The sequence below is a fragment of the Acinetobacter sp. P1(2023) genome (genome assembly GCF_028367635.1).
GTDB classification, from domain to species: Bacteria; Pseudomonadota; Gammaproteobacteria; order Pseudomonadales; family Moraxellaceae; genus Acinetobacter; species Acinetobacter pittii_E.
In genome coordinates this window covers 150,768-176,871 of sequence record NZ_JAQNDD010000001.1, presented here as the reverse complement: position 1 = coordinate 176,871, position 26,104 = coordinate 150,768, and the positions used below count along the sequence as shown (strand labels likewise).

Here is a 26,104-nt window from a genome sequence, read left to right as displayed (position 1 = left end):
GTCTGTTTTTTATAAAATATCGATGATTATGACTCAGTTTTTATAATAATGATGTCCCATAAAATATTTCAAATTTTAGATAGTTTAGGTTTAGTCGCACAGAACCGCGTTCTTCATGTGCAATTCTCCAACGCATCATTAAATAACCAAGTCTTCTTACAACGCGTTGAGGGCGAGCATACGCTCAACCAAGGTAGCGTTGCTGAATTACTGTGTCTGTCGACGAACGCGCATATTGCATTAAAACAATTTATTGGCTGTCAGGTGGCTGTCGATCAGGTCACTGACACAGGTCAGTTCTTTAGAACCACAGGTATTATTACCGAAGCGAGTCAGGGGCAAAGCGACGGCTCACTCACCATTTATAACTTAACCTTAAAAGACCCAACTGCACTCTGGCATAAACGCCGTAATAGCCGCGTGTTTATGAATAAAAGCGTGCGCGATATTAGCGAAATTCTGTTTAAAGAATGGCAGGGCAAAAGCCCGCTGTTTGCCTCAAGTCTAACGCTCGACACATCTGGTTTAAGCAAAGACTACGATGTGCGTCCGTTTGTGATGCAGTCAAACGAAAGCGACTATGACTTTTTAACCCGTCTATGGCGTAGCGAGGGCATTAACTGGCTAGTTGATGAATCTCAGCTTTTTGTCGCTGACCCGAATGCGTCCATTCAGCCACAAGTCTTACGCTTAATTGACGATAATCAGCACTATCAAGCTCTTGAACGTCATAGCCTACGCTATCAACGCAGTAGTGCGACAGAACAGTTCGATACCATTACTCAAGTTAAAGCTGAGCGCCGCTTACAGCCGACGTCTGTACATGTGCAACGCTGGCAAGCCGATGTCCTGCAACAAGAAGAGGGTAGTGGCAGCGTACAAGGTACACAAAAGCACAGCGAACACTATGACAATGCCAGCTTAAACCTTGAAGATGCATGGCATGTTAGCCCCGCGTGGATGCAGGACTTAAAAGGCGAAGACCAAGCCACTGCTTCAGGCAATAGCCAGATTGAACAGCTTAACCAGCATATTAATGCTTATCATCACTTGAGTTCGAAACAATTTACAGTTTCAGGCAACGTCCGTGATGCACAGGTAGGTTACTGGTTTGAGCTGAATGATCACCCAGAACTCGACCAACACGACAGTGCTGATAAAGAGTTCTTAATTTTAAGCAAACACTACTATAACCAGAATAATTTACCGAAAGAATTACAACAGCAACTTGAGCGTCTGTTGCCAAAGGATAAGCTCAAAGCAGCCCAACTCGACAGCCAAAATCCTGAGCAACGCCACTTTGCTGAGCTGAATGTTGTTCGACGTAATGTTAAAGCTGTGCCTGAATATAGCCCGTTAGAGCACCGTCCAGCAGCTTACCCACAGCGCGCTAGAGTGGTGGGGTTGGAAGGTGAAAGCATTCATGTCGATCAATGGGGACGTATTAAAGTCCGCTTCCTGTTTACCCGAGCTGACGACCATAGCCATGACGGTGGAGCAGGCAGTAACGACAATGACACTGACTCGGCTTGGGTCGATGTGCTCACTCCGTGGGCAGGTGCAGGTTATGGAGCACGCTTCTTACCACGTGTCGGTGAGATTGTCGTCATCGACTTCTTTGACGGTAACATTGACCGCCCATTTGTGGTGGGACGTATTCACGAAGCCGAACGTTACCCGACCCAGTTCGACCAGAAAGGTCAATTACCTGATACTAAAAAACTCAGTGGTATCCGTTCAGAAGAAGTCGATGGTAAAGGCTTTAACCAGCTACGCTTTGACGACACTACAGGACAAATCAGTGCCCAGCTACAAAGCAGCCATGCGGCAAGCCAATTAAACCTCGGTAACTTAAGCCATCCAAAAGACAAAGCGGAAAGTGACGGTCGTGGTGAAGGTTTCGAACTCAGAACAGACCAGTGGGGTGCAGTTCGAGCCGGTAGTGGCTTACTCGTTAGTACTCACAAACAGGACCAAGCTCAAGGTGTACATCTTGATGCAAATGAGGCCAAACAACAAATTGAAGGAGGCTTTAGCAATGCCAAGGCACTCAGTGAAGTTGCCAAAAATCAGCAAACTGATCCATTGGAAGTTCTTGAGAACTTAAAAACGTTCATAGAACAAATTGAAGAAAAAGATCAAGACAAAGCTGCCGCTTTTAAGCAAGCTTTGATGATATTAACTGCACCTAACAGTATTGCTCTAGCCAGTAATGAAGACATTCACCTCAGCGCAGATGCTCAGTTAAGTCAAACTGCTGGTGATAGCATTAACCTGTCTACCCAAAAGAATTTAATCGCGCATGCCCAAAACAAGATCAGCCTTTTTGCGGCTCAAGAAGGGGCAAGACTCTATGCAGGCAAAGGCAAAGTTGAGATACAAGCACAAGGCGATGGCGCAGATTTAATTGCCCGTAAAGCTGTGCAGATTATTTCTACAGAAGACAAAATTGAAATTAGTGCTTCTAAAGAAATTGTTATCACGGCAGGCGGGTCTCAAATCAAGATTAATGGCTCGGGAATTTTCCCTGTCACTGGCGGCAAGTTTGAGGTGAAGGCTGGGCAGCATTTGTTTATGGGGGGAGGGAGTGCTTCTGCTACTTTGCCTGCTTTGCCAGCAGTAGGAAAAAATACGGGTTCAATAGAGCTTAATTATGTTTATGAAGATTTATCTCCTGTAAAACAAGCAACATATGAACTTTTATTTGAAGATGGGACCAGTAAAAAAGGTATGTTGGATGCAAATGGTTACGCTAAAATTGACAATATCGAGTTAGGTAAGAAAGCCAAAGTTTTATATGGTGAAGATATTAGAGTTAAACCAGAACATTTTATAGATCTTTTGAAAAATCCTATTGCTGAGCAAAAAATACGTACTGAAGAAGATGTGTTATTTGCGAGGGCAACATTTTCTGATACATACAATGCTTATCTAAAAGATAATTTTTTTGATGATGAAATTGAAGAAATGCAAAATAACAGTGAAATAATACATGACTACTATGATGATTATATTTTAGAAAATGAAATTACACCTGAGACAAAACCATATAAAGAAATGCATTCGAAAGATTTAACAGATGAAGAAGCTGAATCCGAGCGTAGTTATCAAGAAGGTGATATTTAATGGCGACTTTACCTTCTGTACCAGCAAAAGCAACTAAACAACCTGTAACACAAAGAGTAACACCTCAGCAGTTAAAAAAAGCAGATGATGATGTGGGAAAGTGGTTTTTAGGCTTACTAGATGGGAGCGGTACGGGGCCTAGTCAAATTATTGTTACAGCAATTTTAGGATGTGTTCCGGTTGTAGGACAATTATTTGATTTACGTGATTTAATTAAGGGAATTATCTTAGTAGCCACAAATCCGGCTAATATAATGGGATGGGTAGATTTAGTTATAACTTTAATTGGATGTATTCCTGGTTTTGGAGATGCATTCAAAGCAGGGTTTAAGCTTGCAAGAAGTGGTGCAAATGCAGAGCGTGTATTTGATGCTATGCGTAAATATGCCAAAATAGATCCTAAAAAAGCATTAAAAGAAATGGATTGGAATCAACTTAAAAACAAATGCCTTTCTTTACTCAATAAAATGATTGATGAATTTGTAGATGTTCTTGATTCTTGGTTGGCAAAACAAGTAATGGGTAGACCCAAAGTAAACGAAGTAATTCGTATGCTTCAACAAGTAAAAAAAGATGCTCCAAAATATATGAATTCTGCGTTTGCAGAAATTCAAAAAACAGTTAATCAAATGTTGAATATGCATCCCCCATTACCGAGTACAGCAGCAGCTAAGACGACACGTCAAGTTCCACCTAGACAGACGGCAGTTGCAGGGAAAGGAAAAAACTCATCTCAACAACCTTCAAGTCATCAACGAGGTGGAGCACAGCAGCAAGTAAAAGATAAAGCTCCGACTGTTCAGAGTTCTGCTGCTAATAAAACAAAGCGTAGTCAAGAAATTAGGCAATCGAAAAAAAAGCGTTGGTCTACGGGGGTGCCTGCTGAGCATATTGTGGATTATTATTCAAAAGAAAGACGAAAGGGTTTACGTAAAATTAATGATAATGGACGTTTAATAGAAGAACATGATCGTTTAAAGCGTAATGCGGCGGGTGACCGGATACGTAAACAAGATATTAACCAAACTGGTATAGATCATTTGTGGTTTGGAAGTCATAAAGGTCGTAAATATTTGGTTGGTGAAACAAAGGGAAGTATTTTTGGCCATTTTGCTTTTTTAGCGGGAATGGCAGATTCTGATGCTAAAGCAATTGAAGGTAATCGGAGTGAGATTGGTAAAATTTTTGATGAGAAGACTGAGTACAATGAACAGTCAGGGTTAGGTAAAAGATCGACTAGTGCAGAAACTTCTATAAAAAATGAAGGGGCTCTAACGGGCAGTCAAGGGAAAGCTGGGCTAAGTGGTACTAAGTCTAAAGGTCGTCAGATGAGTCATCGATGGATATATTCATCATTAGAATCGGACAATACTATCCCTGCTTCACACAAAGACTATCTAACGGACTCTATTCAAAGTGCACGGGTAAGTAGGAAGAATCCAACCACATATAATCGAGAAATTTATATGGTTACTGGTAAACAATATGAGCAGCATGATCGGTCCAAAGGAAAAATTCATAATATTCAGATGCCATTAATTTTTTTACCTGATAATATTTTACCTGAGTAATAGGGTTGCAGCATATGTTAAAAGTTTTGAATAAATCCGAATGGGATATAGTTAAACGTGAACCATACCAAAAATTTTCAGATTATCAAAAGCGATTGGATTTTAATCTTAAAAATATTCAAATAGGTTTAAATAACCTAGAGAATGATTTTGATCATGGACCTGATGATTATTATGTTGGGTTAATGAATGCTTCAAATGCTATTGCTCAGCTATCCCTTAAAAGTGTTTTTTTTAGTTATTCTGCTGGTCTAACAGTAGAAGAACTTGCTGACTTTTTTCCAAAGGTAGTGGAATATTGGCAGCTTTATGCAAAGCATCATATCAATTTTCATCAAAGTTCAGAATGTGATGGACATTTAGTACCACATTTAGAACTGGTAACTGATGAATATTGGGAAGCTTTACAGTTAGTTTGTTTCTCTATTTTATTTGCTCAACCTGAGTATTTACAAATAATTATAGAACTTCTAGCTTATGAAAATGATGAGCAAGATGCCTTACTAGATAAACTAGTTTCTCCATGGTTACCAGATCGGGAAATTTCGGAAGTATATTTAAGACAACTTCCATATAGAAAGCTTGAAAAAGTATTTACGGCGGATGAAGCTGACCGTCCAGCTCTGATGTCAGCTTATATGGATGAGTGGTATGGTGCAAGTAAAAGAGAACCCTATCATGATCGTCATAAAAGTAGTCAGTTTCCAGGTTACTGGTCATTAGAGGCAGCAGCAATTACAGTTATTTTACGAATAGATGATAGTAGTTATCGAGATAAACCATACTATCCAAAAGACTTGGTTGATTATGCTCGAAGCAAGTATATGGTTCTAGATGAACATGGGGTTATAGAGGGAGAAGCTAACCGCTTACGTTGTGAAGCTGGTCAACCTTGCCCACAGTCTGGTGAATGGTATAGTCCAGCCAATGACATGCAAAAGCGTCATTTTAATCAAGGCGAAATTATGCCTGAAATTAAAGATAACACTTGGGGTGAAACCATTTGGTATTTAGATATAGAAAATCCATAATATTTTATTTTTTGATCTTTTAATATAAGGCCTATCTAACGGATAGGCTTTTTCGTAATTTATTAAATTTAAATAGTATTCTGCAGATTATTGTTTACTACCCATAATATTTTTAATGGAATAATACTTAAATGATTACCCTATTGAATGAGAAAGACTGGAAAAATTTAAGAAGAGAACCTTATCAAAAATATAAAGATTACGAATATGTGGTAACGCAAGTTTTAGACTCAGTCCAAACAATAGGCGAAAGGCTAAATGACAAGGAATTTTTAAAAGATAAACCTAAAGGTGCAATTTACTTATCATCTAATCATTTTTTTGAAGCTTCTTTAGAGCTTATATTCTTTAGTTACTCTGCAGGTGTTTCTGTAAAGAAACTAGCTAAATACTTTCCTAATGTTATTTATGCACTTAAAAAAGCAGAATTCTATCATTTGGACTTTCATCAAAGCTCTGAAAGTGATGGACATTTAGTACCACACTTAGAATTAATTACAAGTGAATATTGGGAAGCTTTACAGTTAGTTTGTTTCTCTATTTTATTTGCTCAACCTGAGCATTTAAAAACAATTATGGAACTTCTGGCTTATGAAAATGATGAGCAAGATGCCTTACTGGATAAACTAGTTTCTCCATGGTTACCAGATCGGGAAATCTCGGAAGTATATTTAAGACAACTTCCATATAGAAAGCTTGAAAAAGTATTTACGGCGGATGAAGCTGACCGCCCAGCTCTGATGTCAGCTTATATGGATGAGTGGTATGGTGCAAGTAAAAGGGAATCCTATCATGACCGTCATAAAAGTAGTCAGTTTCCAGGTTACTGGTCATTAGAGGCAGCAGCAATTACAGTTATTTTACGAATAGATGACAGTAGTTATCGAGATAAACCATACTATCCAAAAGACTTGGTTGATTATGCTCGAAGCAAGTATGGTGCATAAATAATAATTAATTTCCTAATAGAGAAATATAATGTGTGATGAAGATTTTAGTCGAAGACAACAATTTTGGGATGAAAAGTATTATCTCTCTACCAGAGCTGCCTTAATAAATGCTATTCAAGACTTTTTAGGTGAATCTAATAGTGATGAGGATATTGAAGCGGGATGGATTGATTCTTATTCTATAGCTGCAAGATATCAATTTGATCTATTTATACTAGACTATACTGCTGGAAGATCTATTGATCACTTACGTGTAGATTTTGAGAGTGTTATAAATTTATTTAATATTTTATCTGAAAAGCAAAGAACTTATTATAAAGATCCAAATTTTAGTGTCTTTAATTTAGAGTTGCTTGATGATTATTGCTTATATATTTGGTTAATTAGTCTTTGTTATTTATTAAAAAGAAATGACTTATTGATGAGTGTTGCCAAATTAGTAGATGGAGATACTCACGAAAATGGTGGTAAAGACTGGATCGTTGAAGAATTTTTAGCTTTTTCTGATGATAATCGTTTTGACTGTTCTGATGTTCTTTTTCCCCAGCCTTACTTTGAGCTTTCAAATGCTTTTGTAAGCCAAGATAATAAGGTTTCTCTGAAGCATTTACATAAATTTTTAAAGAAATGGTATAAAGATTTAGCAGGTGCACCTTGGCATGATACCCATAAAGCTGATGGTGGATATTATGGGTATTGGTCTTTTGAAGCTGCTTGTGCCGTTATTTTACTGGAAATAAATGATGACAAAGAATTATACGATTATCTTTATTATCCTAAAGATTTAATTGCTTTCTATCATTCATTCAATCCAACAGCAGGAGAGGAAAATTTATTAAATAATTATAATAGAATAGCGATTAAAGCAGGTGAGAAGGCTCCTCAATCGGGTTATTGGTTTACAGTAGCTAGTAATAATTCTCGACATTATTTTAATGCTGGAGAGATTCTTCCAGAAATTAAAAAACAAGACTGGGGAGAGGTTTACTGGCAATTTGAAAAAGAAGAATAAAAAATTAAAATATATAACTAAAAAAAGCCCCATTATTTAATGGGGTTTTATATAAGTAATGTATTCTAATTACTTTTTTTATTAAAATAAATTATGTACGACTAAAAGATAGCTTTATTCGTGTATTCATATGGTTAAGTTTTTCTTTACAAAATAGACAGATGTTTCTGTATTTTATAAAATAATGCCAATCCTGACAAAGTTTTCATAAAAAAAGATGTTATCTCATATATATAGAATTCTAGAAGATTTGGGTATCAGCTCGCAAAAGCGCGTGCTTCATGTTCAGTTTTCTAATCCATCGTTGAATACTCAAGTCTTTTTACAAAGTATTGAAGGACAGCATCAGCTAAATGAAGGACTGACTGCCGATTTATTTTGTCTTTCTACGAATGCTCATATTTCATTAAAACAATTTATTGGTTGTCAGGTTGCAGTCGATCAAGTAACTGATCAGGGGCAATTATTTAGAACTACAGGAATTATTACCGAAGCCAGTCAGGGGCAGAGTGATGGTTCATTAACTTTGTATAAACTGAGATTACAAGACCCAACGGTGCTATGGCATAAACGCCGCAATAGCCGTGTGTTTATGAATAAGAGTGTACGGGACATCACTGAAATTCTATTTACAGAATGGCAGAACAAAAGTCCGTTATTTGCTTCTAGCTTAACTTTGGATTTAAAAGGTCTAACCGAATATTACGATGTTCGACCTTTTGTTATGCAAAGTAATGAAACAGATTATGAGTTTTTAACCAGACTTTGGCGTAGTGAAGGCATTAACTGGTTAATTGATGAAGCTCAGCTTTGGGTCGCTGATAGCTCGGATGAGATTCAACCGCAAAAATTACGTTTAATTGCTAATAATGAATCATATTTAGCATTAAATCGAAGAAATATCCGTTATCACCGCAGTAGTGCTGTTGAACAACAAGACAGTATGACAAGCCTTGTTCCAACTCGAAGCTTGCAATCTACAGCCGTGCATGTGCAACGCTGGCAGGCTGATGCTTTAAGTCAAGAAGAAGGCATGGGAAGTGTTCAGTCAAAGCATATTCATAGCATTAATCAGGATAATGCGAGTTTAAGTCTAGAACATGCATGGCATGTCAGTCCTGCTTGGATGCAAGATTTAAAAGGTGAAGACCAAGCCACAGCATCGGGTCACCAGCAGCTAGAAAAACTCAATCAAAATCTATCTGATTATTATGCGTCTCAATCAAAATATTTCCGTGCACAAACTACGGTACGTGATACGCAAGTCGGCTATTGGTTTGAATTGAATGAACATCCAGAAATAGATACGCATATTGGATCGGACAAAGAATTTCTGATTATTGGTAAAAGCTTCTATTTACAAAATAATTTGCCTAAAGATTTACAACAGCAAATCGATCAACTTTTTAGCCAAAGCCAATGGCAAAAATATCAATCCGATTTAAATGACCAAACCGAGCGTCAGGGTAATGAACTCATCTTGTCGCGTAGAAATATTAAAGCGGTGCCTGGATATAACCCGTTAGAGCACCGTCCAGCCGCTTATCCGCAGCGCGCTAGAGTGGTGGGCTTGGAAGGCGAAAGCATCCATGTTGACCAATGGGGGCGCATTAAAGTTCGCTTCCTATTTACCCGAACTGACGACCATAGCCATGATGGTGGTGCAGGAAGTAACGATAATGACACCGACTCCGCTTGGGTTGATGTACTTACCCCGTGGGCAGGTGAAGGTTATGGCGCACGCTTCTTGCCTCGCGTTGGTGAGATCGTTGTGATCGATTTCTTTGACGGCAACATTGACCGCCCGTTTGTGGTAGGACGCATTCATGAAGCTGAACGCCATCCAACCCAGTTTGACCAGAAAGGCCAGCTACCTGACACTAAAAAGCTCAGTGGCATTCGCTCAGAAGAAGTCGATGGTAAAGGCTTTAACCAGCTCCGTTTTGACGACACCACAGGGCAAATCAGTGCCCAGCTACAAAGTAGTCATGCAGCCAGTCAGCTCAACTTGGGTAACTTAAGCCATCCAAAAGATAAAGCCGAAAGTGACGGTCGTGGTGAAGGTTTCGAACTCAGAACAGACCAATGGGGTGCAGTTCGAGCTGGCAGTGGTTTACTGATTAGTACCCACAAACAGGATCAAGCCCAAGGCGTACACCTTGATGCAAATGAGGCCAAACAACAAATCGAAGGCGGTCTTAGCAATGCCAAGGCACTCAGTGAAGTTGCTAAAAATCAGCAAACTGACCCGTTAGATATGCTTGAGAATATTCAGACTTTCTTAGAAGTTCTCAAACAAGAAGATCCTAAAAAAGCTGCTGAGTTTCAATCAGCAGTGATGCTGTTGGCATCTCCAAAAAGTATCGCTGTAAGTAGTAATGAAGATATACACCTTAGTGCAAATGGTCAGCTTACTCAAAGTGCTGGAGATAGCGTTAATATTAGTACGCAAAAGAATATATTAAGTCATGCGAGCCAAAAGATTAGTCTATTTGCCGCTCAGGAGGGTGCTCGACTTTTTGCTGGCCAAGGCAAAGTAGAAATTCAGGCTCAAGGTGATGGCTTAGATGTCATTGCTCGAAAAGGTATACAAATTACCTCAACTGAAGACACGGTTTTTATTACTAGCCCAACTGAAATTAATCTGACAGCCAATGGGTCTCAAGTTAAGCTGAATGGTTCAGGCATTTTCCCTGTTACGGGCGGTAAGCTTGAGGTGAAGGCTGGGCAGCATTTATTTATGGGGGGCTCATCAATAAATCCACCTGCGCTTGATTTACCTGACTGTTCTGCTAAACAGTCAGATGCAGCAAAAAATGGATCAGCAAAAGTGATATTAGACTAAGATGAAGCTTTTATTTTCTAAAGATGAATTAAATTCTAAAAAGTTAAGTGATTTAATATCAAACTTATTTGAACAAAATGGCCATATTAGTTTTTTATGTGATGAGACTTTATTGAGTGGATTCTTTGATGAGTTTATCGAGAAGTTAAAAGATTATGAATTGGAACCAATAGAGATTGCAGCTGGTGCTAAAAAAAATAGCCGTCCAGCTCTTTTCTTTATAAAAATAAAAGTGAAAGAAGATCTAGCAAATTCATTAGAGTTTATTACTCATACATTATTAATGAATTTGGATCAAAATGAGGATGGTTACTTTATTCATGGATTCAGCAAAATTGAAAATCTAAAAATTGCAGTTCAAACTTTTAAAAAACTTGTTATTGCAAAAGATACAAAGAATAAATTTATTTTTCGTTGGTATGATCCACGAGTATTAGTTTACTTGCCAGCAATAATTGATAAGAAAAGTGAACGAATTGAATCATTTTTAGAGAATTGGCATTTTGTTTTTTTTAGCGGTTTGTATGAGGTAAAAATTCAGGAAAAAAGGTCGCTTTTTCCTCTTACTTTTACCAATGCTGAGTCAGCAAAACTAGATTTAATTGAGTTATCGAATACGGTGATTAAACAATCTCTTATATATGATGAGAAGTTGTTGATTCGTCAGGATGAGATATTAGATTCACTTCATCAAGCAATAACACATTATGGAATTTTACATGTAACGGATCTTATTGCTTATGGAATGTATTCCGTTATTTTGCATAGAAACTTTATAAAAAGTCGTTTGATTTCAGACATACTTGATCATTATTGGGTTGATAGAAGTGAGGCCAACTCATTTACCAAAGCAATGGACTATTTAGAAGAAAATCAATATTCACAAGTTATAAGAGAATGTAAAGAGAGCTACCATGGCTAATGATAAACCGACTTTTGCGAAACAAATGAAAAAATTTGGGACGCCAGCACAACAAGAACAGAAAGTAGTTCAAAAGTTAGGTGTTAGTCCAAATCCAAGTAAAATTAGTCAGCAGGCTGCGGCATCGACGACTCAGAATAATAAAATACCAGTCACTCAGATGTCTAAAAAGGAATGTACTAACTTTTGTCGCCCTACAGGTATAAATATATTACCTCTTAAATATTCGGTAGCTCGTTTAGGAGTAAAACCATTACCAGCACAATTAGGGGCCAATGTTACTAATGTTCCACTTAAGGAATATAAATATACGGTTCGAATGATTGATTCAGGATATATTTACTTACTCATAAAAAGAAAATCAGGGAAAAAAGAGTGGGTTGCGTATATTACTAATAAGAAGGGCTTTCATCAGGAGTTTCCTATAGGAAGTAAAGCTCCAATTGTTGCTCAAGATTTTGCATGCAATAAAGCTGGGCATAGTGCTAACGCTTCTTTAATTACTATTCCTTCGGTAAATAATGATGATGCCCAGACGGTCTATTTACTTCATGCTCACGCTCCACTCACCAAAAAAATGAGAGAACAATTTGAAAAAAATGCTGATCAGTATGCGACTTCAGGCTACTGGCAAAAAATTGATGTAACAAAAGGAGCTGTCCAGCAACATTGTCTTTCTAGTGCCCAGTTAAGTGCTGTTGCATTACCTTTGGAATCATATGGTTCTGCTCGTTGGGGAGCAATAAACAAGAAATTTAGTGAGAAACCGAAAGAGCATATTGGTGTTGCGCTCTATGATCCGATTGGAATTACTTCTAAATTAAATGAAGACCGTAACATATTAAGCTTTAAAGGGGTTGATAGCTTCTTAAAAGAAAATAAAGACGGCTTTAGCAACGAACATAAGCTTCAAACTATGACTTTGATTGATAATATGAAGCAAAACTTAGTTGCAAACTCCATTCAGGCAAAGTTCAAAATTATTGATTCAAATGAACAGCAAAGGAAGAGAATTACTGATCCTTATCTTCAAGCAGCGATTCAAAGAGCTGAACGCATGGGCGATAAAAAGGGACTTGAAAATCTTAAAAATTTCGAAAAAAATGCGCCTGCAAAAGCTGCAGCCGAACTTGAAAAACAGAGAGCAGAGGCTGTTAAACAAGCGACTGTGGATGGCACTCATGCATGGAAAAAATATCAAGCACAGTTAGATATGAATGGCTTGGAAAAGTTCCGTAAGGATGTCGATAAGAAATCTGAAGAAAGTTATAGTGCAGCAGTTCGCTATGTAGATGATCATTATAACTGGCTGATTTCTTCTAATCTTTTAAAAGGTCTATTCTATTTTGACCAAAGTGAAGAATTGAAACAGGGGAAAGTATCAAAAGAAAGCAATGGCTTTATTTTTCATGCAGTCATTATGGATTTAATGTATGGCATGAATTTGTTACAGAAAGGTAAGGATTTACTGAATAAATGGATATGTGAAAAAAAGGTTCCAGATAAAAACTTGTTCTTGAGAGCCTATTGTTTTAATAACAAAGTCTTGATGGATGAATATGCCAAAATATTTGAAAGTCCAAGTTCAGCAAAAGACTTACTGGATTATAGTAAACAGGGTTTTAGTATGTTCACTGCAGCCGATGCTGCCTTTGATAGTTGGTTGGGTAGTATTGAAGGGAAAAAATTTATCTCGGTAAATGATTTTAAATGGCCAGATAAGCTGTTCTACTGGATATCTTTGATGCTGAATACGGCTCTAAAAGAGTTTGGTGATATCCGTTTAAAAACGATACATATCAGTCAAATTACGGTTATGGCAACTCAAGGTGCGCAACGTCATACAGCTCAATTGTTATATTTAAGATCAGGGAATTTGGCTCAGCAAATCCCATTGATGAGATTGATGTATAACCTAGAATTTAGAGCTGCTGCAATTTCGTCTTTACCGCAAAGTGGTATGACTTATACTTATCGTAATACTAGGGCGATAGAAATTAAAAACTCGGTATCCTTAGCAGTTAAAGGGCAACCTGATATTACCAAAAACCGAATACTTGCTATTGTGGGAGTTTTTGAGTTACTGAATTTTTATTTCCAATATGATGCTTGGAAATCTGATATTAAAGATAAGCCTGAGTTAGCAGTACAATTAGCAGGTGCTTCTTTTACATTAATGGCTGTAGCTTTTGATATGTTAGGAGAATCATGGTTGAACAAGGGAGTTAATGTAGCTAATAAAGCTCAAGCCTTTAAACTATTTGCTGCTACATTAGGAACAATAGGAGGAATTATTGGATTAATAGTTGATTACAAAGCATTACAGGACACAGATGATAAAATAATAAAAAATTTATTAAGAATTAAATATACAGCAAGTATTTTTTTAGCGATAGGTCAAGTGCTATCACTTTTTACAACTATTGTATCTTATTCATCAAAAGAAATTGCAAAAAAAATGGGTGAGCGGATTACATCTAATCTTATTGCTTCTGCATTGATGGGCTCCAGAGCAATTGCTGGATTAACTGTGATAACTATTGCTGCAGTTGCATTAGAATTTTATTTAAGGAAATGTGTATTAGATGATGAAATGGAAGATTGGTGTCAAAAATCTGCTTTTCATAAATCTGATAGTAAGGAAAAGTTCTACAAAACAGTAGATGAGGAGTATGAAGGATTTATGAAAGCTATTGTGAGTGTTTAATTATGTATGAGTTAGTCAGATTTGAAGGTTATATCCACAAATTAGAAGTTTATGAAGGTAAATTAAATACTTTAACTAATATTGGAGATTCGCAAATATCTTCTTCTGCAATTTTGTCGACGGTAGCTGAGAGTGTGTCATTAGGAGCACAGACATTTTTTTTAGCTTCAAAAAGTCGATTGCATGTGCAATCTATTGTAATTGAAATAGAAGGAAAAATCTGTATAGGTCAATTTCATCGTGCTTTATTGAAAGAAAATGAATATATAATATGTGTTGCTAAAAAAATAGGCAAAAACTTATACGAACTTTATTCTATATTAAGTCCAGAGACAGGGTTGCTTCATATGCAAGTTGGTATGGGGGGGAGTGTAAAAAAGAGTTATGAGTCTGTTGTTAAAGGGGGGAGAGTCTGGTATTTATTAGGTGTTGCTATTATAGCTATTATACTTATATTAGGCGGAGATTTTGATAAAGAAAATCTATTAAGCTGGGGAGGGGTCCTGCTTTTATTTTATTTTATTTTATTTTACATTGTTAAAAAATCATTTAAATCTCTCAAACACTTTTCAGAGAAGTCAGAAGAAATATTTAAAATTTATGGTTTCGAAAATCCAGAAGGAATTTTTTTATTATCTGGACGCCACTATAGTGATGATTATAAAATTCTTTTAGAGTCTGTATATGAATATAGAAAAGTTATTGAAAGTGATCCATACCCAGAAAGTTATATAGAGCAAAAAGAACGGAATGTATGATTTATTAAAAATCGAAGGTCGCATTCAAAGACTAGAAATTTATGATGACTCTTTAAGTGCATTTGGAAAGTCTGGCGATACTCAAATTGCAGCTTCAGTAATTCTAAGTGGTGTAGCAGAAAGTGTTTCATTGTCTGCACAAACTGTATTTCTAGCATCACAAAGCCGTTTACATGTACAGTCTGTTGTTATGGAAATAGATGGAAAAATCTGCATAGGTAAATTTCATCGTGCTCTAATAGTTGAAAATGAATATGTTATTTGTGTCGCTAGGCGATTAGAAAAAAATTTATATGAACTCTATTCTATATTGAGTCCTAAAACAGGCTTACTTTACATGCAAGTCGGTATGGGGGCTTCCGTTAAGAAGTATAAGGCCTCAGCTACGAAAGGAGCTAATTTTTTATATGCTCTTACTGTAGTTGTGATGATAGGACTATTTATATATATAGATGATTATTCTATAGATAACTTTCTAATCTTTGGTGGAGTTATTATTTTATTTTATTTTATAATTATTTTTATTATGAAGGGGACTGTCAAATCCCTCAAACATTTTTCAGAGAAATCAGAAGAAATATTTAAAATTTATGGTTTCGAAAATCCAGCAGAAATTTTTTTATTATCTGGACGCCACTATAGTGATGATTATAAAATTCTTTTAGAGTCTGTATATGAATATAGAAAAGTTATTAAAAAAGATCCATACCCAGAAAACTATATAGAGCAAAAATAAAAGAATGGGGATAATAACTAAAGGCTAAAATGTTATTTAAAGGTAAAGATTTTGAAATTACATCTTCAACTGGTTCAGGGCCCAATCCATTCTCTAGATAAAGCCAAATCTAAAATACCTGTAAATCAGGATGTGGGCGGCATCGCAGCAGGTACCGCTTTTGCAGGTGTACTTGCTGGAAGCAGCTCCTTACTCACAAGCTCACCTATTTTATTAATGGCTGGAAAAGCAAAAGATGGGATAACTTTTATAGGTGAAATAGATGGATATCCAGTAATAGGGCAATTTACGACAGTTCGTTTTAAAGAAAATGATGAACTGATAGCTGTAATTAGCGAAAAACCTGTGGATGGACGCTACCAAGTTTATGCAATAGTCGATCCCAAATCAGGTCTTCTGTATATGATCTATGAAATGGGGCGTTCAGTAAAAATGGGATATAGAGCTATTATGATGCAGACCTATTTTTTTAGTGCACTGTCATTTGGCTTGTTCATGGTGATACTTATATTTAGTTTTATTTCCTCTTCTGATTATTCTGGTGAGAGTATATTGTTCTTCTTTGAGACAGTGCTTATAACATTTTTTATTTCAGTTTCATTTTCTGCATTTATAAATTATTTTAGTTTTCGAAAATCATACGAGAATTTTGGCAATTTATCTGAACAAATATTTGAAAAATTGTGTTTTGAAAATCCTACAGAGCAAGATTTTTATAATGATTTTTTAACTGATGATGGTGTTCAGATTAGTGTAATGAAATATAGAAAAAAATTAAAAGGTAAAGATCCTTATCCAGAAGATTATTTTGATAAGAAAAATTTTTTGAAGTAAAAGGTTGTTTAATGAAGCTTAGATTGTTTGTCATTACCTTAATATTATTCATATCTGCATGCACTCAAGACAAAGAAGAATACACTCATGGAACTTTGACTAAAGATTATAAAGATGTGTCTGAATATAAGTCTAAACATGAACTAGAAAAGGCTGCGAAAGCAAATGATGCAGAGGCTATTTTTGTATTGGCATCAATGTATGCCACAGGCGAAGGTGAAAAATTTGATCAAAAAAAAGCATTGGAACTATTTGAGAAATCTGCACAATTAGGCTCTTCAAATGCCATGCTTCAATTAGGACTGATTTATCGAAATGGCAATGAAGTTGTAAAAAAAGATGATCAAAAAGCTTTAAAGTGGTTTGAAGAAGGTGCTAAAAAGGGAAATCCTTCTGCAATACATAATGTTGGGTTGGCACATTACAAAGGTTTAAATGTAAAACAGGATAGAGCAAAAGCTTTTACATATTTTATTCGATCTGCTGAGTTAGGACTCATACAATCCCAGACAGTAGTTGCTGCTCAATTGTATGGTGGAGATGGCGTTAAAAAGATATCAAAGCATCTTTTAAATGGATATTAAAAGCTGCTGAACAGGGAGATCTTGAGTCACAAAACAATGTAGGTTTGGCTTATGAGCGAGGTGAGGGGGTAGAGCAAGATCCACTTAAAGCACTTGTTTGGTTTAAGCGTGCGGCTGATCATGGACATGCGTTAGCGCAATATAATACTGCTCTTAAATATTATAATGGTGCGGGTATGAAACAAAATTTAGATGAGTCAATACGATATGCAGAAATGGCTGTACGCAATGGAAATAAGGCTGGAATAGAGTTGTTATTTAATATTTATTCGGATGATAGTAGTTCAAAGTATAATCCTGAAAAAGCTAATTATTGGAAGCCTAAAATATAAATTTATACTTAAATAAAAGGCTCTTTTGAATAGAAGAGCTTTTCTAAACTTAAAAAATCGCAATATTCTTTAAAAATATAAAGCCAAATAGTTTAATTTTCTTGATATCAAATATGATTTTGAGTTGTGCAAGAGCTTGGCCCTAAAGGAAAGATGGTTATTTGCAAATCTACGAGCTTTATTAGTTCTACTTGCTCTCGCAAACTGAAATAAAAAATATACCAAATAGACAGATTAGTCTTGACAAGTCGATTTTTATTTATACTGAGTTTCTAGTTTCATAAATTTGAAATGTATCTTTTACAATCATTTAATCTATTTATCTTTTTTATTAGATAAAATCTTTTTAAGAAAATGTTTCGTAAATCTTAACTAAGTGATATTTATGATAATTTTCAGTTTAGTTTTAATTTTTATTTAATCTATAAAAAACAGCAACTTATTTTTAATTACAAAAAATAACAATATTAAATTTTTATAAGAATAACTTTATTAATCTATATTTTATAAGCATCTTAACTATTTACTTTTAGTTTAAGTTGATATGATTTTTATATAAAATATGTTTGTTTATATGATAAACTGCGTCTAAATTTTTTGAATATAAGGTTTTTAGACTGATTTTTTAATGTTTTAAAAATATTAACTTTTCGGTAAAGCCTTGAATAAATAAGAAAACAGAGGAATGAAGGTTGTGTTGAAACGAAGTATTTTGATACTTTTTTTGACTGGAAACATTATCGGTCTATCATATGCTCAAGCAGCAGAACTAGAGCCTGTAAAACTTAAAAAAAGTTGTATTAAGAAGAACCCTTTAGCTGAAGGTCAAAATGATCCTGAGTTATTGAATATTTTTAAACAAGTTTGTGATAGCGATAATACAACTCAAAAAAATGATTTATTAGCTAAAGCTGCTATGCGGTTTTATCAGACCAATCAACCAGTTAAAGCATTGAATTTAGCAAGTCAATTGCAAAGTCAAAATATACGCGGTTCATTAATAACAGATGTCTTGTTTTTATCTGGTGTGAGCATTGCAAATAATTCTTTGCAGCAAATGCGTACTCAGGAATTGAGATATTTAAGCAATGATGTGACTTATCCTCCTGCAAAGCAGTTAATTGAAAATATTCACACTGCGATGCCTGCTCCTGATCCATCGAGCTTTAAAGCGAGTTCTGATAGTAGCTCAGATGATAATGAAAAGAGAAGTTATAAAAAACAGTATGTAACGCGTAATAAAGCGAGTACTTCTAGAACATTAAATAAACGAGTATCAAGCCCAGCAAAGACGACTACAGTAAAACCTAAAACTGCACCTGCAGCCACTGTGAATAAATCAAAAAGTTCGCCTTTTGACCCTTTAATTAAATAATCCGGAATAGAATCTTATGGCTAAGAGAGAGAGCGTACAAAAGAAGCTTCAGCGAATTCGACCTCCACGTGTTCAACTTACATATGATGTCGAAATTGGTGATGCAAAAGAAGCGAAAGAACTACCATTCGTTGTAGGTGTGATGGGTGATTTTTCGGCTGCATCTGAGCTTGAGCGTACAAAATTAAAAGATAAAAAATTCATTAATGTTGATTTGGATAACATTGATGAAGTTATGGAGTCTTTATCTCCAAGAGCTGCTTTCCAGGTAGATAATACGTTGACAGAAGAGGGCGGTAAAATCGCTGTTGATTTAACATTTAAGTCAATGGACGATTTTCGTCCGGAAAATGTGGTTCAGCAGGTTGATCCATTAAAAAAACTTGTTGAAGCACGTGAGCGTTTAACTGATTTAAGAAACAAAATCTCTAACAGTGAACGTTTGGAAGATTTACTTGATGAAGTTCTTAAAAATACAGATCAGATTCGTAAATTGAGTGCGGAGGCAGATCATGAATAATACTCAATCTGCAGCAATGCCACTTGTTGAAAATGAACAAGCTACTCTTTTAGACTCGATTGTTGAAGAAAGCCGTATTGCCCGAAATGAAGAAGAACATTCGCGTGCAAAAAGCTTAATTGGTGAACTTGCTAAAGAAGTAATGGCAGGGACAATTACAGTTTCTGAAAATATGACTTTATCAATTGATAAGCGTATTGCGGAAATTGATGCTCTGATTTCAAATCAATTAAGTCAGATCATGCACAATGAGCAATTCCAAAAGATTGAATCAACTTGGCGTGGTCTCTATTACTTCTGTCAAGAGACTCCATCTAACCCTCTTATTAAAATTCGTATGTTGAATACGACTAAGAAAGAGTTAGTAAAAGATTTCCAAGGTGCTACAGACTTCGATCAAAGCACTTTGTTTAAGAAAATCTATGAAGAAGAATATGGTTCTTTTGGTGGTGCGCCATACTCAGCATTAATCGGCGATTTTGAATTTGACCGTACGCCTTCTGATATGTATTTGCTTGAGCAAATCTCTCATGTTGCTGCAGCAGCTCATGCGCCATTTATTTCGGCCGCTAGCCCAAGCATTCTTGGCCTTGAGTCATTTACAGATATTGACCGTCCTCGAGATGTGTCAAAAATCTTTGAAACAGCTGAATACGTTCAATGGCGTTCATTCCGTGATAGTGAAGATGCTCGTTATGTTGCTTTAACCTTGCCACATGTACTAGGTCGTCTTCCTTATCATCCAAAGGAAGGAACAGCTACAGAAGGGTTTAACTTTGCTGAAGATGTTTCGGGTGCAAACCACAATGAATATTTGTGGATGAATGCTGCCTACGCTTTCGGTACTCGTTTAACTAATGCATTTGATATGCATGGTTGGTGTGCTGCAATTCGTGGTGTTGAAGGTGGTGGTTTAGTTGAAGGCTTGCCAGTACATACATTTAAAACACAAGATGGTGAAGTGGTATTTAAGTGCCCAACAGAGATTGCAATCACTGATCGCCGTGAAAAAGAATTAAGCGATTTAGGCTTTATTCCTTTGGTTCATTGTAAAAACACTGATTACGCTGCTTTCTTTGGTGCGCAGTCAACTCAAAAACCTAAAAAATATGACAATGATACAGCAAATGCTAACTCTGCTTTATCAAGTCAAATTCAGTACATCATGGCCGTTTCACGTATTGCTCATTATTTAAAAGCAATGATGAGAGACAAAGTGGGTAGCTTTGCTTCTGCTGGAAATGTTGAAGCATTCTTGAATGAGTGGTTGTCACAGTATGTATTACTTGATGATGGTGCTTCTCAAGAAGCAAAAGCTCAATACCCTCTACGTGAAGCGTCTGTAAAAGTTGTAGAAGACCCTGCTCAACCAGGTCACTACAAATCTGTGGTTTTCTTGCGACCACACTTCCAGCTGGATGAGTTGTCAGTTTCTTTACGACTTGTCACTGAGTTACCTCAGTCCTCAAATTAATAAAGGTCAGCGAAAGAATAACTTTAAATTAAAAATAGGAAAGTTCTAAATGAAAGATATATACGTTGAGTTTCGTGGTAAGTATAAAGTTGACGGAGAGTCTCGTGACGCTGAGCACAAAGGCTGGTTAGAAGTTAACTCTTGGTCTCACAACATTCGTCAACCTAAATCTGCTACTTCAAGTAGTGTTGGTGGTCATACTGCTGAACGTGTTGAACATTCAGATATGGTTTTTGTTAAAGACCTAGATGCAACTAGCCCGAAATTATGGGAAGCATGTTCAGCTGGTTATACATTTGATGAAGTACAAATCGACTTCTACCGTGCAAATGGTGATAAGCGCATCAAGTACTTACAAATTAAATTGAAACATGTTCTAGTTTCTAGTGTAACTCCAACAGTTAATGAAGAAGGTGTTCCAACAGAAGCGTTTGGCTTGAAATACGCAGCTGTTGAGTGGACTTACAATCAACAAGATATTAACGGTACTGCTAAAGGTGCTGTTACTAAGAAATGGTCACTTTCTAACAATACTGCTTCTTACGCGGCGTAATTGTTTAAGTGAATATTTGGTGGAGGCTGACATAAAGTTAGCCTCTGCTGTCTTTAAGCATGCTTGTTGTGAACTCGAATGAATTTAGATCGGCTTTATCCCTATGGATTTCGTTCAACTTTGTTTGACCGCTTAATTCCTGAAAGTGAAGATTATGCAAAAGGTCTTTCTATTCAGCAACTAAGAGAATCGGTAGCAAAAGATTTAGAAGACTTGCTTAATAGTCGGGTCGCTAAGTTGGATCATGTAGTCGATGATTATCCACTAGTTAAAAAATCTATACTTCAGTTCGGTATTATTGATTTTGTGGGGCTTTCTACAGCTAATCCGCTAGATCGAGACAAGATTTGCCAATCAATTGAACAATCAATTGCAGCTCATGAACCCAGATTAAGACAAATACGGGTAGAGATGTTGTTGGATGGGCACAATATGGGGGCATTGTGTTTAAGTATTCAAGCATATCTAAATATTCATCCACTGTATGAACCTGTCGTTTTTGATGCATTGTTAAAACCGACAACGCAGCAATATGTAATTTCAGCGAGAACCTAAGCATAGTGGGTGTGTTGTGATAGAAGAGCTTTTACCTTTTTACGAAAAACAACTACAGGAATTTGGTCAGCAATCTCGTGAATTTGCCCAAAAATATCCGAAAATTGCTCAGCGTCTATCTTTAAATCAAGAGCAGATCGATGATCCGCATATTGAACGTCTTATACAGGCTTTTTCATTAATTTCGGCTCGTATTGATAAAAAGCTTGCTGATAGTTATGACGTATTTACACGTTCTTTATTTGAGGTAATGTTCCCTCAATACTTACGTCATTTTCCGGCTTGTTCTGTAATAAGTTTTGAAGATATAAATAAAATAAAGCAGCTCACAGAAGCACATATTGTTCCTGCACACACAGTTTTGAAGTCTCGCAGTTTTAAAGGCGTTCAGTGTGAGTTTAATACCACGCAAGAAGTCAAATTACTCCCGATAAGCTTGCAAGCGCTAGAGTTCAAAAGTACACCTAGTGCCCATATGCATTTAAGTCAAAATGCGACTTTAACTTTTAAATTTGAAATTTTTAATCATGCTCATGCGTGTTTAATAAACGAAAAATTACCTATTTATTTAGATGCAATTTCTAATTTTCCACTTCAAGTACTAGATAGTATTTTTAAAAAGAGCACAACTTTTGCTGTTAAAATAGGACAGAAAATTGTTGAATTGGACAAAAATCCATTTGAGTTAACAGGTTTTTCAGAGCAAGAAGGTCTATTGCCACTCGATCAACATACTCATCATGCTTATCGTTTATTGATGGAATATTTTTGTTTTTCTGAAAAATTTAATTATCTGAAACTCGATTTAGGTTTTTTAAAGCGCTTGTCTTTAGAAGAAAGTAATTTTGAACTGTTGATACATTTTAAATTAAATTTAAATGATCAAGCCGTAGTTCGAAATTATTCTGAATTAAATGTCGCTAATTTTAAGTTGTTCACTACACCAGTCATTAATTTATTTGAAAAATATGCTGAACCGCAAAAAATTGTACATAAACAATTAGAATATCCACTGATTACAGATGCTCATCATCCTGAGTTTTATCAGGTGTATTCAATTACTGAAATGAATATGGTTCGCGAAAAAACGAGTCAAGAAGAAAGTTATGTTCCAGTACTGCCTTTTTTTGCGATGAGCCACTATCATTCTGACACGGCACGTTTTTTCTATTCGGTGAATTATCAAAAGCTACAACCCAATTTCGTCGAAATGGGTTATTCAATTATTTCTAAAAATTTAAATCCTTCTTCAACACGTTCGGATTTTATTAGCACTAAACTATTATGCTCAAATCGTGACTTACCACATGAAGCATTAGGACAGTCCAATAATATATTAAATCTAAATGATAGTAGTTTGGCTCGCCGTGCCATTGTTTTAAAAAGACCTACAAAACCTTATCAATTTGGTCAAAGCCAGAGTGAGCAATGGCGTGTTATTTCGCATCTTTCATTAAATAGTTTAGCTTTAATGAAAGGTGATGCGGTATCTCATATTAAAGAGTTACTTGCATTGTACAACTTACCTTTATCAAAAGAAAATTATCTAATTATTGAGTCAATCAAACATCTCGAATTTTCACTCACTCACAAGCTTGTAGATGGAAAGCCATTCCCAATGTTTGTAAGAGGAGTAAAAGCAGAATTACAGATTGATTCATCGGTATTTAGAGGACATAGCCTATACATTTTTAGTCAATTGCTAAGTCGTGTTTTTAATTTAAAGGTTCAAATTAATAGTTTTGTTGATTTGGTTGTTAAGGATTATTCATCTCAGCAGGAGTTATACCAATGCAGTCAGAACGTTGGTGGCAAGACTCTTCTGTAACAGCTGAGCTCTTTACTAAGCCCAAGTCTTTTGAATTTATTCAAGCCACACGACTATTAAGACACGATTCAAGTCGTGCAATGTGTTCATCTTGGAGTGATCATTTTAAGTTTGAGACATCCTTTAATTTAAATTTTCCTGCTACAGAGATTGAAAATTTAGAATTAACGGACGAGCGAATTTATATTACGAATTTAATCGTTGGTCTTACGGGCATACAAGGTGCTTTGCCTTATACATATACGAATAAAATTAAACAGGCTCCACGTCAGCAACGAGCTGAAACTAAAGAGTTTTTAAGCTTATTTAATCATAAGCTTACTACTCAATATGTAGAGTCTAGTATTACCTATAATCTGCCTATTAGATATGAGATAGAACATAAAAACGATTATTTAGATATTCTGCATGCTTTGAATGGCTATGTGCGATCACAGCATCAACAAGCTGATTTGGATGAATATTTTGCAGAATTTTCAGGATTAATGCAGGGACAAAATAATACAGTCCATGCATTAAAAACGATGCTGTCATGTATTTTTAAACATGACATTACGATTAAAGAATTCGTACAAGAATCTTTTAAGTTAGCAAGTGATCAATTAACAACGTTGGGTGGAAATCAGCCGAGTTTACTTGGTGTTAATACCTTTTGTGGAGAAACCATTCAGCAGATTGATGGAAAAATTGAAATTCAAATTGGGCCATTAAAACGTCAGCAATATCTAAATTTCTTACCAAATCAAGAGTTAAGTTTAAAGCTTAAAAAACTCGTGGAAACTTGGTGTAGCCCAACTTTATCGATAGATCTGCGGCTTATCTTGGATGAGTCAGAAATACAACCCATTTGCTTAACTCACAATAACGAGAGTGGTTTAGGGCAGGGTTCTTTTCTCATATCACGACAACCAAAAGTACATAACCATGAAACGTGCTATAGCCTTATTGGAGAGAAAATATGATTAAAAAAATATTACTCTCATTCATTGCTATTTTTTCATTGGTTAGTGGAATTATTATTTTCTACTGGCGTGATGTTCAATATAATCCAGATAAAGGAGATTTTTTCCTTTATTTCTTGATGCTACCCGCAGTTATTACCTTGGTGATCTTATCGCCATGGTTAGTTTATAGCGCTTATAAAACTTATAAAGACAAGAAAGAACAAGCTATAAATCAAGATAAAGATGATGCTAGTCAAAAACAAAACGCAGTAGTTGATCAACCATTAGAACAGCTAGATTTTAATATTTACTCTGCTTTTGCTTTACATGCGTTAGGTGAGAATGAAAGCATTATTGAGCAGCTACAAAACTTTAAAAGTCCAGAGCTGGATGATCAACTGTTAAATTCTTATGGATTGCCTCTTTTATCTTACCGAATTAAAGATTTGGATGAAGAGGAACGTGAGGAGAGCGAATATGCGTCTCCACGACAAGTTCGTATGATGTCATTGATAAGACAGCAACTAGAACAAAATATAGAAAATTTATATCTTCTAGCCGAGCATTTAAAACGTTCAACTTTATTTTATGAGTCGCAACAGGCCCGTGAATATCACATGCATCCGGCATGGGTGGATCCTGAGTCTGAATATGATGATGTTCAAATGCCGATTGTAGAAGTTTATCGTTTAAATCGCTTAAATCTACACATCCTTCTTTCGGAGGATTTATTACATATCTGGAATGATGACCAAAGTAATGAATTAATTTTAGAATTCTTTGCTGAGATTGGTATTCCTGCTCAAAAGCTCCATATTGAATATCATTTTTTTGGAGAGCAACTCGCTTACCAAGAGTTGATACACCTATTAAAAGGTATTCATAAAAGAGAACATGAGATGTTCTTGTTGGTCGTAGCTGATTCTGAAATTGATCAGGATCTGGTCGATGAAAAATCTTGGATGATTAAAGATTATATTCCTGCTGAATTTGCGGCAAGCTGTTTACTGGCCGATCCTCTAGTGAAAATTCAGGAATTAGAACCTTCTAAGGCACTGAAAGTTGTTGTGGGCCAACAAGATGCAGCGAAGCTTTTTAATAATTTTAAATTTAATGATTTGCCTCAGCATGAAGGTGAGGAGCCTTATGTACTGATATTGTCAGATCAGACCGATATAAAAGTTTCGAAAAAATTGCAGCAGCACTTTCTTCAAACGCCTGTAGAACCGCATCACTATATTTATGTGAAATCTTCATTAGGGCATACCCAGCATTTAGCTGATATTTATGGCTTTATGCTGAGTATGCATTTTCCTGAACATATCATTCCTTTTGTCTTTGGAGAAAATACGGTGTCAGCGCATACATTTGTGCAATCTGTCACTGAAAATTCAGAAGATGATGCGATGGTGTTGAATAACTAATTTAAACTTTGGACTTAGAACGA

19 protein-coding genes and 1 pseudogene are annotated in these 26,104 nt (G+C 35.9%); all 20 read left to right on the top strand.

Annotated elements, in window-relative coordinates; all coding sequences use genetic code 11:
* Positions 1–48 precede the first annotated feature (48 nt).
* The 20 genes and pseudogenes from POD11_RS00775 to POD11_RS00680 all read left to right on the top strand — a co-directional run bounded on the left by POD11_RS00775 (position 49) and on the right by POD11_RS00680 (position 26,081).
* A complete protein-coding gene (locus POD11_RS00775; protein ID WP_262455973.1) occupies positions 49–3,126 on the top strand; it encodes a DUF2345 domain-containing protein in 3,078 nt (1,025 codons plus the stop codon).
* Positions 3,126–4,697: a hypothetical protein gene (locus POD11_RS00770; protein WP_262455972.1), complete on the top strand. Its 1,572-nt coding sequence runs from the start codon at positions 3,126–3,128 to the stop codon at positions 4,695–4,697. Before POD11_RS00775 ends, POD11_RS00770 begins: the two co-directional genes overlap by 1 nt.
* 14 nt (positions 4,698–4,711) lie before the next feature.
* The gene (locus POD11_RS00765) at positions 4,712–5,728 is read left to right on the top strand and encodes a DUF1911 domain-containing protein (protein ID WP_262455971.1); all 1,017 of its coding nucleotides are present in this window, start codon (positions 4,712–4,714) and stop codon (positions 5,726–5,728) included.
* A 131-nt stretch (positions 5,729–5,859) separates the two neighbouring features.
* Positions 5,860–6,675, top strand: coding sequence for a PoNe immunity protein domain-containing protein (locus tag POD11_RS00760; protein ID WP_174766551.1), 816 nt, complete (start codon positions 5,860–5,862; stop codon positions 6,673–6,675).
* A gap of 31 nt (positions 6,676–6,706) precedes the next feature.
* On the top strand, positions 6,707–7,690 hold the full coding sequence (locus POD11_RS00755) for a PoNi-like cognate immunity protein (RefSeq protein WP_262455970.1): 984 nt from the start codon (positions 6,707–6,709) through the stop codon (positions 7,688–7,690).
* 217 nt (positions 7,691–7,907) lie between these two features.
* Positions 7,908–10,535 (top strand): type VI secretion system Vgr family protein, encoded by a 2,628-nt coding sequence (locus tag POD11_RS00750; protein WP_262455969.1) that lies wholly within the window; start codon positions 7,908–7,910, stop codon positions 10,533–10,535.
* A gap of 1 nt (position 10,536) precedes the next feature.
* A complete protein-coding gene (locus tag POD11_RS00745) occupies positions 10,537–11,457 on the top strand; it encodes a hypothetical protein (protein WP_262455968.1) in 921 nt (306 codons plus the stop codon).
* On the top strand, positions 11,450–14,164 hold the full coding sequence (locus POD11_RS00740; protein ID WP_262455967.1) for a T6SS effector BTH_I2691 family protein: 2,715 nt from the start codon (positions 11,450–11,452) through the stop codon (positions 14,162–14,164). The genes POD11_RS00745 and POD11_RS00740 overlap by 8 nt, the downstream gene beginning before the upstream one ends.
* Positions 14,165–14,166: 2 nt before the next feature.
* A complete protein-coding gene (locus POD11_RS00735; RefSeq protein ID WP_262455966.1) occupies positions 14,167–14,922 on the top strand; it encodes a putative type VI secretion system effector in 756 nt (251 codons plus the stop codon).
* Positions 14,915–15,658 carry a putative type VI secretion system effector gene (locus POD11_RS00730; protein ID WP_262455965.1) on the top strand — a complete coding sequence of 248 codons (744 nt, stop codon included), beginning with the start codon at positions 14,915–14,917 and terminating at the stop codon, positions 15,656–15,658. The genes POD11_RS00735 and POD11_RS00730 overlap by 8 nt, the downstream gene beginning before the upstream one ends.
* A gap of 51 nt (positions 15,659–15,709) precedes the next feature.
* Positions 15,710–16,492, top strand: a complete 783-nt coding sequence (locus tag POD11_RS00725; RefSeq protein ID WP_262455964.1) for a putative type VI secretion system effector — start codon at positions 15,710–15,712, stop codon at positions 16,490–16,492.
* 11 nt (positions 16,493–16,503) lie between these two features.
* A pseudogene (locus tag POD11_RS00720) lies at positions 16,504–17,408 on the top strand (tetratricopeptide repeat protein).
* A 685-nt stretch (positions 17,409–18,093) separates the two neighbouring features.
* A complete protein-coding gene (locus tag POD11_RS00715; RefSeq protein ID WP_262455963.1) occupies positions 18,094–18,783 on the top strand; it encodes a hypothetical protein in 690 nt (229 codons plus the stop codon).
* A gap of 16 nt (positions 18,784–18,799) precedes the next feature.
* Positions 18,800–19,303: a type VI secretion system contractile sheath small subunit gene (gene tssB, locus POD11_RS00710; RefSeq protein WP_262455962.1), complete on the top strand. Its 504-nt coding sequence runs from the start codon at positions 18,800–18,802 to the stop codon at positions 19,301–19,303.
* Positions 19,296–20,777 carry a type VI secretion system contractile sheath large subunit gene (gene tssC, locus POD11_RS00705; RefSeq protein ID WP_016141470.1) on the top strand — a complete coding sequence of 494 codons (1,482 nt, stop codon included), beginning with the start codon at positions 19,296–19,298 and terminating at the stop codon, positions 20,775–20,777. The genes tssB and tssC overlap by 8 nt, the downstream gene beginning before the upstream one ends.
* A gap of 49 nt (positions 20,778–20,826) precedes the next feature.
* Positions 20,827–21,330, top strand: a complete 504-nt coding sequence (locus POD11_RS00700; protein WP_016141469.1) for an Hcp family type VI secretion system effector — start codon at positions 20,827–20,829, stop codon at positions 21,328–21,330.
* A 78-nt stretch (positions 21,331–21,408) separates the two neighbouring features.
* Positions 21,409–21,885, top strand: coding sequence for a type VI secretion system baseplate subunit TssE (tssE, locus tag POD11_RS00695; protein WP_002048404.1), 477 nt, complete (start codon positions 21,409–21,411; stop codon positions 21,883–21,885).
* A 16-nt stretch (positions 21,886–21,901) separates the two neighbouring features.
* The gene (tssF, locus tag POD11_RS00690) at positions 21,902–23,713 is read left to right on the top strand and encodes a type VI secretion system baseplate subunit TssF (protein WP_262455961.1); all 1,812 of its coding nucleotides are present in this window, start codon (positions 21,902–21,904) and stop codon (positions 23,711–23,713) included.
* Entirely contained in the window at positions 23,677–24,675 is a 999-nt protein-coding gene (tssG, locus tag POD11_RS00685; RefSeq protein WP_262455960.1) for a type VI secretion system baseplate subunit TssG, read from the top strand. Before tssF ends, tssG begins: the two co-directional genes overlap by 37 nt.
* On the top strand, positions 24,672–26,081 hold the full coding sequence (locus POD11_RS00680; RefSeq protein WP_262455958.1) for a hypothetical protein: 1,410 nt from the start codon (positions 24,672–24,674) through the stop codon (positions 26,079–26,081). Before tssG ends, POD11_RS00680 begins: the two co-directional genes overlap by 4 nt.
* Positions 26,082–26,104 lie beyond the last annotated feature (23 nt).